Raw genomic sequence first — 11,469 nt, 5'->3', positions numbered from 1 at the left:
GCGCGATGGCGATTGCGGTTCGTTTCATCGTCCGCCTCCATCACGCCCAGTGGCCACGAGTCCAGAACCAGTTCGGACCGCGCTGGTCCCAGTGGCCCGGCACCCATTGCATGCCGACGCGCTCGGCTTCCCAGTGGCCGCCGATCCACACGTAGCGGCCATGCTCCCAGTGCCAGTGCCCGCGATCCCACACGTAGCCCACGCGCGAGGCCGGCACGACCTCGTAGCGCACCGGCGGCGGTGCGTTCGGCGCGACGATCACGACTTCCTCGGTGCGCACGGCGACCGGCTCGGCGACGACCATGCGGCCCTGCGGCACGATCACGGGGGTGCCGACGAGAATCTCGTCCGCGTGTGCGGCAAGCGGCGCGACGACGGCTGACAGGCTCGCGGCAAGCAATGCGAGCGAAACGATACGACGTTGAACGGTAGAGACAGCCATCACAACCTCCTGGTTGAACAAGTTACGCGAGCGTATTCGTTCAATGCGGGAGGCGCGGTAACGGCCGACAGACGCCGTGTTACGGCATGCCCGAAAGTGCAACAGGGCGTAAGACGCGCACGGCGGCGAGTGCCGCCGTGCGGAGGGATACCCGCAACGGTCAGGCTTGCGGAATCTCGATCTTCACTTCGAGGACTTCGAGATCGTCCTGGCGCTCGAGGCTCACGCGGATGTCATCGTCCGAAATATGGACGTACTTCGAGATGACCGCGACCAGCTCCTTCTGCAGCGCCGGCAGATAATCGGCCGGCGGCCGGCCGCCGACGCGCTCGTGCGCGATGATGAGCTGCAGGCGCTCCTTCGCGACCGATGCGGACTTTTTCTTCTCGCCGAGGAGAAACGAAAGGATGGACATGGGCGGCCTCCGTTACTTGCTGCCGAAGAGGCGCTGCAGCAGGCCCGGCTTCTGGTAATCAGTGAAGCGCAGCGGCTTGTCTTCGCCGAGGAAACGCGCGACGACGTCCTTGTACGCTTCCGCCACGTCGGTACCGTCGATATGGACGGCCGGCAGACCCTGGTTCGATGCATGCAGCACGGCTTCCGACTCGGGCACCACGCCGATCAGCTTGATGCGCAGGATCTCGCTGATGTCCTCGAGCGACAGCATCTCGCCTTCGCTGACGCGCTTCGGGCTGTAGCGCGTGATCAGCAGGTGTTCCTTGATCGGATCCTTGCCTTCGGTCGCGCGCTTCGTCTTCGACGACAGGATGCCGAGAATGCGATCCGAGTCACGCACCGACGACACTTCCGGGTTCGTGACGATCAGCGCTTCGTCCGCGAAGTACATCGCGTGCAGTGCGCCCGCCTCGATACCGGCCGGCGAATCGCAGACGATGTATTCGAAGTCCATCGCGACCAGATCGTTCAGCACCTTCTCGACGCCGTCACGCGTGAGCGCATCCTTGTCGCGCGTCTGCGACGCGGGCAGGATGAACAGGTTCTCGCACTTCTTGTCCTTGATCAGCGCCTGGTTCAGGTTCGCTTCGCCCTGGATCACGTTCACGAGGTCGTACACCACGCGGCGCTCGCAGCCCATGATGAGATCGAGGTTGCGCAGGCCGACGTCGAAGTCGATCACGGCCGTCTTGTGGCCGCGCAGCGCGAGACCGGACGCAAAGCTCGCGCTCGTCGTCGTCTTGCCCACGCCGCCCTTGCCCGAGGTCACCACGATGATTTTTGCCATTTACCCAATACCCTGTGTTCGTCAATGAGAGCCGATCGATCCGGAGCGCTCCGCGTGTTTTACGTCAGGCGCAGCGGTTCGATCATCAGTTTTTCCTCTTCGAGCCGGATCTGCACCGATTTGCCCAGTACTTCGGCGGGCAACGGGTTCTCGGTTGTTCGATAGATACCCGCGATCGAAATCAGTTCCGGCTCGAGACACGTGCAGAAAATGCGCGCGTCGTGATTGCCGTGCACGCCCGCGAGTGCGCGGCCGCGCAACGGCGCGTAGATGTGGATATTGCCTTCCGCGATGATCTCCGCGCCGTGACTGACCGGCGCGAGCACCACGAGGTCTCCTTTCGCGTAAATCTGCTGCCCCGAACGCAACGGCCGGTCGATCACGAGCGTCTGGCCGCCGGCCTGCACGGGCGTCGGCGCGGGCTCCGACGGCTGTTCGGGCGCCGCTGCGGCTGCCGCAGCGGTGGCGGGCTCGACGGCTGGCACTGCCGCCGGTTCCGCTTCGTCGGCAGGTTTCGCGGCCGGCGCGCGGCGATCGCGCGCCTCCAGCAACGGCAGGCCGGCTTCCCCCGCCCAGCCCTGCGTTGCCAGTGCGACGACGCCCACCGGACGCATCCGCACGTCGTTCAGCATCTGGCGGATGTCCGCGAGCGCGACGCGTTCGCCGTCAGCCAGGCGGCGGACGTCGATCGCGACGACATCGTCGGCGAAAAACTCGGGAGTCGCTTCGAAGCGCTTGACCAGTTCGGTACGCAACGCATCGAGATCGGTCGTCTTCACGGTGAACAGCAACGTATCGACCGATCCGCTGCGCAGCTCGAAGAATGGCGATTTTTTAAGCGACATGGACACTCTGCAAAAATTTTTTGCGTATTTTACAGGCGTCCACGCGCGCGGCCATTATTTTTGGGGAACCGGGTGGCGGCGGCCCGGGCGGGCGCGCAACCGGCAGGCGGGCAGGCAAGCGGGCGCCCCGATCCTCATCGCGCCGAACGGCCCGCGTTCTGACGTCACGTCAGTGCTTCATCTGCGATACGTACAGCGATTTCATCGCGCCGGGCATCCGTGCGATCGGCGCGTGTTCGCCGGTATTGCCGAACCCCGCCCGCTCGTAGAAGCGGATCGCGTTGCGGTTCGCATCGGCAATCCACGCGTAGACGTCCTGGGCACCGCGCTCGGCGAGCCAGGCGGTGGCCGTCTCCAGCAGCAGCACGCCGCCGCGCAGATGACGCACCGCATGCGCCACCCACAGCTCGCTGACGAACGCGCGCCGATCGGGCGTATTGTCGAAATACGCGCCGATCATGCCGGCCGGATGGCCTTCGGTATACAGCAGGAAAGTCGTCGACTCGTCGGACACGGCGCGCTGCGCGGCAATCGCCGACGCCGCGTCCGTTTCGACGTTCAGCAATTCGGCCTCCGGCGCTTCGCCGGGCGCGTAGGGCTCGCGCAGCGATGCGGCGCGGAGTTCGCGATACACGCCGCCCTGGTCGGCAACGATACGACGAACGGTCAAGGTCGAACTCATGCAGGCACAGCCCCCTTCGGACAGCAAGCTACTAGCTTCAACCGAAAGCGGGGCATGAGTCAAATCGTTATTTTCAAATGACAGCGCGAATCGAAAGGCAGCCCGCACCGCCGGCGGCCAGTCGGCCCGTTCGTGTGCAGGTGCAGCATCGCCATGCCGACACGTGCCGCCGAAAGACGGTTGCGGCAGCCTCGTTCGACGCATGCCGGCACTCGCCTTGCGACATGCGGCAGTTGCCCGTCAGACCCCGTGGATTTCAACGCGAAAGCCGTAATGATCCGTAAGATTGGCGACCCCGGAAATAGATATCACGAGCACCTGCCGTCCTCTCAATATTGCATTGCAACATTTGTTGCGGACCCGTGGCGCCGACATCCGCACGCGTCACGACACGCCATCCGTCTGACGAACCGCTCGGCCGTACGGGTCGATCCGGCGTTCGCCGCATGTTTCAATCAGCGTGCGCGGGCCCTTCCCTGCCTGCGCCGCACACGCCCGTCCGTTTGGAGCCGCGCGCCTAGTGCCGGAGTTTGGCAAGCGTGCGCATGGGTCGTATAACAGGCAGAACCGGGTGACGATCCGGCTCGACCGCGCGTGCTTCGCGGGCCCACGAGAATTCGAACAACCGTACCGGCGGCCGCCCTCGGGCGGGCCGGCAGGAGGGAGACAATGGCAATGACCCACGGATCGGCTTCGGGCTGGTCGGATGGCAAGCGTTACCTGTGGCTGCTCGGCGCGCTGACGATCACGCTGCCGATCCTCGCCGCCCAGCTCGCGCTGTCGACGGGCCTGCACGTGTTCTGGTGGTTCGGCCCGCTGTTCGCGTTCGGCGTGATCCCGATCCTCGACACGCTGATCGGCGACGATCGCGACAACCCGCCCGAGGACGTCGTGCCGCACCTCGAACGGGAGCGCTACTACCGGTTGATCGTCTATCTCGCGACGCTCGTCGAATACGTCGCGTTCTTCGCGTGCGTCTGGATCGTCGGCACGCATGCGCTCGCCTGGTACGACTACGTCGGCTTCGCGCTGTCGCTCGGCGCCGCGACGGGCATCTCGATCAATACCGCGCACGAACTCGGGCACAAGACCAACCGCTTCGAGCGCTGGCTCGCGAAGATCACGCTCGCGCCGGTCGCATACGGCCACTTCTATGTCGAGCACAACCGCGGGCACCACGTCCGCGTCGCGACGGCGGAGGACCCGGCGAGCGCGCGCTACGGCGAATCGTTCTGGGCCTTCCTGCCGCGCACCGTGACCGGCAGTATCCGCTCGGCGTGGCGGCTCGAGAAGGCCCGCCTCGAACGGCTCGGGCATTCGCCGTGGACGTGGCGCAACGAGGTGCTGCACGCGTGGGCGATGACCGTCGTCGTGTGGGGCATCGCGATCGCGATGGCCGGCAAGGTCGTGATTCCGTTTCTCGTGATCCAGGCCGTCTACGGCGCGTCGCTGCTCGAAGTCGTGAACTACGTCGAGCATTACGGGCTCGGCCGCCGCAAGCTGCCGAACGGCCGCTACGAACGCTGCACGCCGCAGCATTCGTGGAACAGCAATCACGTCGTCACCAACCTGTTCCTGTACCAGTTGCAGCGGCACGCCGACCATCACGCGAATCCGACGCGCTCGTACCAGGCGCTGCGCCACTTCGACGATGCGCCGCAACTGCCGGCAGGCTACGCGACGATGATCCTGTTCGCGTACGTGCCGCCGCTCTGGTATCGCGTGATGAATCCGCGCGTCGTCGCGCACTATGGTGGCAACATGGCGCAATCGAACATCAAGCCGTCGATCCGCGCCCGCGTGCTCGCGCAATATCCGGCCGCGGCGTGACCGCGGGGGACGGGCCGCGGTCGATCGGCGCAGGTGCGCCGCTGAAAGCCGGCGCTGCGGCGGCCCCGGTTCCATCGAAGACCGGCGCGACGGCGGCCGCCGTCACGCCATTTCCGGCAGCCTGAACACGGCCACCGCATGCCGCAGCGCGCTCGCCTGCTCGGCCAGCGCCTGCGTCGCGGCCGAGGCCTGCTCGACGAGCGCCGCGTTGCGCTGCGTCGCTTCGTCCATCTGCGTCACCGCGATGTTCACCTGCTGGATGCCGCCGCTCTGCTCCTGCGACGCGGACGAGATCTCGCCGACGATCGTCGTGACGCGCTGCACCGCGCCGACGATCTCGTGAATCGATTCGCCCGCCCGGCCGATCAGCACGGCGCCCTCGTCGACCCGCCTCGTCGACTGCTCGATGAGCCCCTTGATCTCCTTCGCCGCGGCGGCGCTGCGCTGCGCGAGCGTGCGCACCTCCGCTGCGACGACCGCGAAGCCGCGCCCCTGTTCGCCCGCGCGAGCCGCCTCGACCGCTGCGTTCAGCGCGAGGATGTTGGTCTGGAACGCGATGCCGTCGATCACCGCGATGATCTCGCCGACCTTGGCGGAGCTGTCGGCGATGCCGTTCATCGTGCCGACGGCATCCGTCATCACGCCGCCGCCCGCCGCCGCGATGTTCGACGCATCGTGCGCCAGTTGCGCCGCGTGCTGCGCGTGCTCGGCCGACTGGCGGACGATGCCGGTGAGTTCGGTCATGCTGGCGGCCGTCTCCTCGAGCGACGCGGCCTGCGCCTCGGTCCGCGCCGACAGGTCGTGATTGCCCGACGCGATCTGGGCGCTCGCCGTCGCGACGGCTTCGGCATGCGTACGCACTTCGAGCACGACGCCCGACAGGCTCGTCTGCATCGTCTGCAACGCGCGCAGCAGATCGGCGATCTCGTCGCGGCCGGCCGCGTCGACGTCGCGCGTCAGGTCGCCTTCGGCGACGGCCTGCGCACACGCCACCGCACGGTCGAGCGGACGCAGGATCGCGCGGCTGAACAGGAATGCGCCGACCATCGCGACGCCGAGCACGACCAGCATCAGCACGAGGCTCGCGGTCGTGGCGTGCTGCGCATCGCGGCTTGCCTGCGCCGACACCGCGGCACTCTCGTCGGCGATCGACTTCGCGGCCCGCTCCAGCAGCGCCGCCGGCTCGCGGTCCACGCCCGCCACCGCGGCATCGCCCGCCGACGGCTCGAAGCCGGCCGCCTTGAACGCGTCGAACCCGCGCCGGTAGCCGTCGCCCATCGCCGTGTGCGCGCGCATGAACTGCTCGACGAGCGAGCGGCTCTCGCCAGGCGGCAACTGGTGAACGAGCTGCGCGGCGAGCGTATCGACCGTCCGCTCGCGCGTCTGGAAAGCCTGCCAATACTTGTCGAGCTTGTCGGGCTGCTTGCCGCGCAACAGCGTGTCCTTCCATTCCTGAACCTGCAGCTTGAACTGCACGAGCGTGGCCGACACGAGCCGTTCGTCGCCGACGTTCGTCTGCACGTCTTCGGCGAACGTATCGATCGATCGATTGAGAATGTGGATACCGTACAGCGCGCCACAGAACATCAGCAGCAGCGCGACGGCGAATGCGAGGGGAATCTTGTAGCTCAGCTTCATGGAACCTTGAATCGACGGGGAACGATGCGATCCGGCACGAGCGCCGGCCGCCGCCCCGTGTTAACGGCGCGGCAAGCGCGGGCTTAAAGCAGAGGAAAGCGGCAAAGGCCGGACGCACGTATCGTGGCCAGCCAGTGCGCTGAGATGCGTGGCGCGCGGCCCGATTGTCGCGCCCCTGCGCGGGCCCGCCATCCAGCGGCGCACGACGACGATCGACGGCACGCCGAGTACGATCCTCGCGATCACGTGGGACAGGTAGCGGAGCGGCCACCTCGGGTCGGCGTCGGCACGATCATCGCGGCATTCAGCACGATCGATGCTGCGTTTGCCATTCAGCGCGGCTGTATCGAGGACGTGGCACGATCATGCATGCGGTGGGCGCCCCCGCATCCGCACGATCCGAGTTGCCGAAGGTCGAGCTGTTGCCACTACAACGGCTTGCGACTCGACGCACGCACCGCGAGCCCAAAACGAAAAACCCCTTGATCCTTCCGGATCAAGGGGCTTCGTATTTTGGCGGAGAGGGTGGGATTCGAACCCACGGTACGGGGAAACCGTACGCCTGATTTCGAGTCAGGTACATTCGACCACTCTGCCACCTCTCCTTCCTTGCTGCATCTCGCGGCTGGTCGTTTCCGCGAGAAAAAGATTATAAGACGATCGCTTCGCAGCTGACAAGCCCTTTCTGCAATTTTTTTTGCGAGGGCTTTGAAGGCCGCGTTACGACGCCTGTGCCGGCGCGTCGATACGCTCGATGCCGCCCATGTACGGAAGCAGTGCTTCCGGCACCGTGACCGAGCCGTCCGCGTTCTGGTAGTTCTCCAGCACCGCGACGAGCGTACGGCCGACGGCGAGACCCGAACCGTTCAGCGTATGCACGAGCTCCGGCTTGCCCTGCGCGTTGCGGAAACGCGCCTGCATCCGGCGCGCCTGGAACGCTTCGGTATTCGAGCAGCTCGAGATCTCGCGATAGGTGTTCTGCGCAGGCAGCCACACTTCGAGGTCGAACGTCTTCGCGGCCGAGAAACCCATGTCGCCCGTGCACAGCGTGATCACGCGGTACGGCAGGCCGAGCTTCTGCAGGATCGCTTCCGCGTGGCCGACCATCTCGTCGAGCGCGGCGTACGACGTTTCCGGCGCGACGACCTGCACCATCTCGACCTTGTCGAACTGGTGCTGACGGATCATGCCGCGCGTGTCGCGTCCGTACGAACCGGCTTCCGAGCGGAAGCACGGGGAATGCGCGGTCAGCTTGATCGGCAGTGCGGACGCGTCGACGATCGACTCGCGCACGGTGTTCGTCAGCGAGATTTCCGACGTGGAGATCAGGTATTGCGTGACCGTGTTGTCCTCGCCGCCCTTCTCGACGCGGAACATGTCGTCCGCGAACTTCGGCAGCTGGCCCGTGCCATACAGGATCTCGGGGTTCACGATGTACGGCGTATACGTCTCGGTATAGCCGTGCTGCTGCGTGTGCGTGTCGATCATGAACTGCGCGAGCGCGCGGTGCAGGCGTGCGATCGAGCCGCGCAGCATCGTGAAGCGCGCGCCGGCGAGCTTCGCGCCGGTCTCGAAATCGAGGCCGAGCGGCGTGCCGACGTCGACGTGATCCTTCACCTCGAAATCGAACTGGCGCGGCGTGCCCCAGCGGCGCACCTCGACGTTGTCGGCTTCGTCCTTGCCGACCGGCACGCTTTCATGCGCGACGTTCGGCATGCCCAGCATCAGGTCGGACAGGCGCGCCTGGATCTCGCCGAGCTTGGCTTCTCCCGCCTTCATTTCATCACCGATCCCGCCGACCTCGGCCATCACGGCCGACGTGTCCTCGCCCTTCCCCTTCATCGCGCCGATCTGCTTCGACAGGCTGTTGCGGCGCGCCTGGAGCTCTTCGGTGCGGGTCTGGATCGCGCGGCGTTCCGCTTCGAGCGCGGAGAAGGCGGCGATGTCGAGGGTGTAGCCGCGATCGGCGAGGCGCTGGGCGACGCCGTCGAGGTCTTTGCGCAGCAACTGGATGTCGAGCATGGGAGGACTTGGAGAATCGTTGTGTAAGACGGGAATTCTAACGCACCGCGAGGCCGCCACGGCACTGGCCGGACGGACAATGCTGCAAACGGGCGATGACCGCGGCGCGACGGCCATGGCAGTATCGCATTGCCGGTCCGCCCGTCGGCGCCCGCGAAATCGCGCGGCATCGACGCGCCGCGGTTCGCGAAACACCCGGGCGTGCCCGCCGCAACGCATCGAACGCGGCACGCGCCCCCCGTCACAACGACTCAAGGACCCCGATGGCCATCGAACTGGAGAAGGACGTACGCGACCGCGCGATCGCGTCGCTGCAACGCTATTTCACGGAAAACATGGATGAGCCGATCGGCAACATCCAGGCGGGTGCCCTGCTGCACTTCTTCGTCGAGGAAATCGCGCCCGCGATCTACAACCTCGCGATCGCGGATGCGCAGCAGAGCCTGCACGCCCGCGTCACCGAACTCGACATCGAGTGCCATCAGGAGCCGTTCGGCTACTGGAAGAAGCAGCCGGCCCGCAAGCGCTGACGCGTTCGCGGCACCGGCGCAGGCCGCGCCGGACGGTGCCCGCTCAGTCCTTCTTGCCGGCCTCGCGGTCGAGTTCGCGCAGCCACGCGAGCTTGTCGGCGATCTTCGATTCGAGCCCGCGCGGCACCGGCTTGTACCAGCGCGGCTCGCGCATCCCGTCCGGCAGGTACGTCTCGCCGGCCGCATACGCATTCGGCTCGTCGTGCGCGTAACGGTAGGCGTGACCGTAGCCGAGCTCCTTCATCAGCTTGGTCGGCGCGTTGCGCAGATGCACGGGCACCTCGCGCGATTTGTCCTGTTTCACGAACGCCATCGCCTGGTTGAACGCGTTGTAGCCCGCGTTGCTCTTCGCCGCGCACGCGAGATAGATCACCGCCTGCCCGAGCGCGAGCTCGCCTTCCGGCGAGCCGAGGCGCTCGTAGGTTTCGGCCGCGTCGTTCGCCATCTGCAGCGCGCGCGGATCGGCGAGGCCGATGTCCTCCCACGCCATCCGCACGATCCGCCGCGCGAGATACTTCGGATCCGCGCCGCCGTCGATCATCCGGCAGAACCAGTACAACGCGCCGTCCGGGCTCGAACCGCGCACCGACTTGTGCAGCGCCGAGATCTGGTCGTAGAAGTTGTCGCCGCCCTTGTCGAAGCGCCGTGCGTTCAGCGTCATCGCGCTGCTGACGAATTCGGCGTCGATCGTCGCGGTGCCGGCCGACGTGGCCGCCGTCTGCGCCTGCTCGAGCAGGTTCAGGAAGCGCCGCGCGTCGCCGTCCGCATAGCCGACCAGCGTATCGACCGCCTTGTCGTCGAACGACAGGCCGTCGAGTGCGATTTCCTGTGCGCGCTTCAGCAATTGGCGCATCTCGTCGTCGTCCAGCGACTTCAGCACGTACACCTGCGCACGCGACAGCAACGCCGAGTTGACCTCGAAGCTCGGGTTCTCGGTCGTCGCGCCGATGAAGGTCACGAGCCCCGACTCGACGAACGGCAGCAACGCGTCCTGCTGCCCCTTGTTGAAGCGGTGGATCTCGTCGACGAACAGGATCGTGTGGCGGCCGGTGCGGTTCAGCGTGTCCTTCGCCTGCTCCATCGACTCGCGGATGTCCTTCACGCCGCCGAGCACCGCCGACAGCGCGATGAACTCGCAGTCGAACGCGAGCGCGGTGAGCCGTGCGAGCGTCGTCTTGCCGACGCCGGGCGGCCCCCACAGGATCATCGAATGCGGCTTGCCCGATTCGAACGCGAGCCGCAGCGGCTTGCCTTCGCCCAGCAAATGCGTCTGGCCGATCACCTCGGCGAGCGTCTTCGGCCGCAGCGCCTCGGCGAGCGGGCGGCGCGGCTCGACTTGAAACAGGTCGGACATGAACCCTCGCTCCACATCAAACAATGGCGGCCGAACCGGCCGCCGACCCGACATTATGACAGCCGCGCGAAAGCACCGCCGCGCCCGGTGCCCGGCGCCTGGTGCCCGCGCCCAGAAACAACAAGGGCCTGCCGTCGCCGGCAGGCCCTTCGGTGAAACAGCGGCGCGCGGACGCCGGTCAGCCGGTAATCACGTCGGCGCCCTTCGGCACGACGAACTTGAACGTATCGCCCTTCAGCGGCGGATTGGTCTGGATGTTCGTGAACGTCAGCAGCGTGACGTTGCCGAACACGTCGTGCAGTTCCATCGCGGCGAGCGTGCCGTTCTTGAAGCCGATGCCGATCCGCTGGAACTGCGTGTCCTGCGCCTTCGGCAGCATTTCGAGCCACTCGATGCCGCCCTTTTCACCGGCATCGCGCAGCGTGTAGTTCTTCTCCAGATCGTTGCTGCCGAACAGGATCGCGGCAGGGCTCGCGCCCAGCGCGCCGTTCAGCTTGCGCTCGGTGACCTGGTTCAGGTCGCGGTCGTACACGTAGAGCTTGTCGCCGTCGGCCTGCAGCACCTGCTGGTACGGCTTCTGGTACGTCCAGATGAACTTGCCCGGACGCGCGAACACGAACGTGCCGCTCGAATTGTCGGTGGGCTTCGGCACGGCCTGCGCAGCGCTCGCGCCCTTCGCCGGAGCCTTGACGATCTGCTGCGTGAAGTCGCCCTTCGCCGAACGCACCTGCGACACGAACGCCTTCAGTTGCTCGGTGCCGCCCGCGAACGCGTGCGTCGCCGCGAGCATCAGCGACGCGCCGGCGAGCGCCGCGCCGAGCCAGCGCCGCGTCGAACGAAGGGACATTGCGAACGAATGTTGCTGCATATTGCGGTTTTCTCC

11 protein-coding genes and 1 tRNA gene are annotated in these 11,469 nt (G+C 66.4%); 2 read left to right on the top strand and 10 right to left on the bottom strand.

Features of this window, described 5'->3' with window-relative positions; translation table 11 throughout:
• Positions 1 to 40: 40 nt before the first annotated feature.
• From LGM56_RS11145 to LGM56_RS11125, 5 genes are all read right to left on the bottom strand, one after another.
• Positions 41 to 442, bottom strand: a complete 402-nt coding sequence (locus tag LGM56_RS11145; RefSeq protein ID WP_089460559.1) for a YXWGXW repeat-containing protein — start codon at positions 440 to 442, stop codon at positions 41 to 43.
• A 160-nt stretch (positions 443 to 602) separates the two neighbouring features.
• Positions 603 to 857 carry a cell division topological specificity factor MinE gene (gene minE / locus LGM56_RS11140; protein ID WP_006476634.1) on the bottom strand — a complete coding sequence of 85 codons (255 nt, stop codon included), beginning with the start codon at positions 855 to 857 and terminating at the stop codon, positions 603 to 605.
• A 12-nt stretch (positions 858 to 869) separates the two neighbouring features.
• Positions 870 to 1,685: a septum site-determining protein MinD gene (minD, locus tag LGM56_RS11135; RefSeq protein ID WP_046545140.1), complete on the bottom strand. Its 816-nt coding sequence runs from the start codon at positions 1,683 to 1,685 to the stop codon at positions 870 to 872.
• 59 nt (positions 1,686 to 1,744) lie between these two features.
• Positions 1,745 to 2,530, bottom strand: coding sequence for a septum site-determining protein MinC (minC, locus tag LGM56_RS11130; protein ID WP_089472323.1), 786 nt, complete (start codon positions 2,528 to 2,530; stop codon positions 1,745 to 1,747).
• Positions 2,531 to 2,699: 169 nt separating this feature from the next.
• On the bottom strand, positions 2,700 to 3,212 hold the full coding sequence (locus LGM56_RS11125) for a GNAT family N-acetyltransferase (RefSeq protein WP_174968547.1): 513 nt from the start codon (positions 3,210 to 3,212) through the stop codon (positions 2,700 to 2,702).
• A gap of 669 nt (positions 3,213 to 3,881) precedes the next feature.
• On the opposite strand from LGM56_RS11125, the gene LGM56_RS11120 reads away from it, so the two are divergent.
• Positions 3,882 to 5,042 carry an alkane 1-monooxygenase gene (locus LGM56_RS11120; RefSeq protein WP_089494279.1) on the top strand — a complete coding sequence of 387 codons (1,161 nt, stop codon included), beginning with the start codon at positions 3,882 to 3,884 and terminating at the stop codon, positions 5,040 to 5,042.
• Positions 5,043 to 5,144: 102 nt separating this feature from the next.
• Here LGM56_RS11120 and LGM56_RS11115 read toward each other — a convergent pair whose 3' ends face one another.
• The 3 genes from LGM56_RS11115 to serS form a co-directional block, all read right to left on the bottom strand.
• The gene (locus LGM56_RS11115; RefSeq protein WP_089494278.1) at positions 5,145 to 6,680 is read right to left on the bottom strand and encodes a methyl-accepting chemotaxis protein; all 1,536 of its coding nucleotides are present in this window, start codon (positions 6,678 to 6,680) and stop codon (positions 5,145 to 5,147) included.
• A 514-nt stretch (positions 6,681 to 7,194) separates the two neighbouring features.
• Positions 7,195 to 7,285, bottom strand: a tRNA-Ser gene (locus tag LGM56_RS11110).
• Positions 7,286 to 7,400: 115 nt separating this feature from the next.
• The gene (gene serS / locus LGM56_RS11105) at positions 7,401 to 8,702 is read right to left on the bottom strand and encodes a serine--tRNA ligase (protein WP_226204578.1); all 1,302 of its coding nucleotides are present in this window, start codon (positions 8,700 to 8,702) and stop codon (positions 7,401 to 7,403) included.
• A 263-nt stretch (positions 8,703 to 8,965) separates the two neighbouring features.
• On the opposite strand from serS, the gene LGM56_RS11100 reads away from it, so the two are divergent.
• Positions 8,966 to 9,232, top strand: coding sequence for a DUF2164 domain-containing protein (locus LGM56_RS11100; protein WP_047850576.1), 267 nt, complete (start codon positions 8,966 to 8,968; stop codon positions 9,230 to 9,232).
• 43 nt (positions 9,233 to 9,275) lie between these two features.
• On the opposite strand, the gene LGM56_RS11095 is transcribed toward LGM56_RS11100, so the two are convergent.
• Together LGM56_RS11095 and lolA are read right to left on the bottom strand one after the other, a co-directional pair.
• Entirely contained in the window at positions 9,276 to 10,586 is a 1,311-nt protein-coding gene (locus tag LGM56_RS11095; protein WP_046545133.1) for a replication-associated recombination protein A, read from the bottom strand.
• Between the two features lie 178 nt (positions 10,587 to 10,764).
• Positions 10,765 to 11,454: an outer membrane lipoprotein chaperone LolA gene (gene lolA / locus LGM56_RS11090; protein WP_089424729.1), complete on the bottom strand. Its 690-nt coding sequence runs from the start codon at positions 11,452 to 11,454 to the stop codon at positions 10,765 to 10,767.
• Positions 11,455 to 11,469: the final 15 nt, after the last annotated feature.

Origin of the sequence: Burkholderia sp. AU38729, assembly GCF_020419725.1 — a bacterium.
Lineage (GTDB): Bacteria > Pseudomonadota > Gammaproteobacteria > Burkholderiales > Burkholderiaceae > Burkholderia.
The sequence above is the reverse complement of the archived record's forward strand: the minus strand, read 5'-3'. Positions and strand labels throughout refer to the sequence as shown.

Excerpts from the sequence above, each read along its gene's own strand:
- LGM56_RS11145 (WP_089460559.1), bottom strand. The coding sequence starts at position 442 with ATGGCTGTCTCTACCGTTCAACGTCGTATCGTTTCGCTCGCATTGCTT.
- minE (WP_006476634.1), bottom strand. The coding sequence starts at position 857 with ATGTCCATCCTTTCGTTTCTCCTCGGCGAGAAGAAAAAGTCCGCATCG.
- minD (WP_046545140.1), bottom strand. The coding sequence starts at position 1,685 with ATGGCAAAAATCATCGTGGTGACCTCGGGCAAGGGCGGCGTGGGCAAG.
- minC (WP_089472323.1), bottom strand. The coding sequence starts at position 2,530 with ATGTCGCTTAAAAAATCGCCATTCTTCGAGCTGCGCAGCGGATCGGTC.
- LGM56_RS11125 (WP_174968547.1), bottom strand. The coding sequence starts at position 3,212 with ATGAGTTCGACCTTGACCGTTCGTCGTATCGTTGCCGACCAGGGCGGC.
- LGM56_RS11120 (WP_089494279.1), top strand. The coding sequence starts at position 3,882 with ATGGCAATGACCCACGGATCGGCTTCGGGCTGGTCGGATGGCAAGCGT.
- LGM56_RS11115 (WP_089494278.1), bottom strand. The coding sequence starts at position 6,680 with ATGAAGCTGAGCTACAAGATTCCCCTCGCATTCGCCGTCGCGCTGCTG.
- serS (WP_226204578.1), bottom strand. The coding sequence starts at position 8,702 with ATGCTCGACATCCAGTTGCTGCGCAAAGACCTCGACGGCGTCGCCCAG.
- LGM56_RS11100 (WP_047850576.1), top strand. The coding sequence starts at position 8,966 with ATGGCCATCGAACTGGAGAAGGACGTACGCGACCGCGCGATCGCGTCG.
- LGM56_RS11095 (WP_046545133.1), bottom strand. The coding sequence starts at position 10,586 with ATGTCCGACCTGTTTCAAGTCGAGCCGCGCCGCCCGCTCGCCGAGGCG.
- lolA (WP_089424729.1), bottom strand. The coding sequence starts at position 11,454 with ATGCAGCAACATTCGTTCGCAATGTCCCTTCGTTCGACGCGGCGCTGG.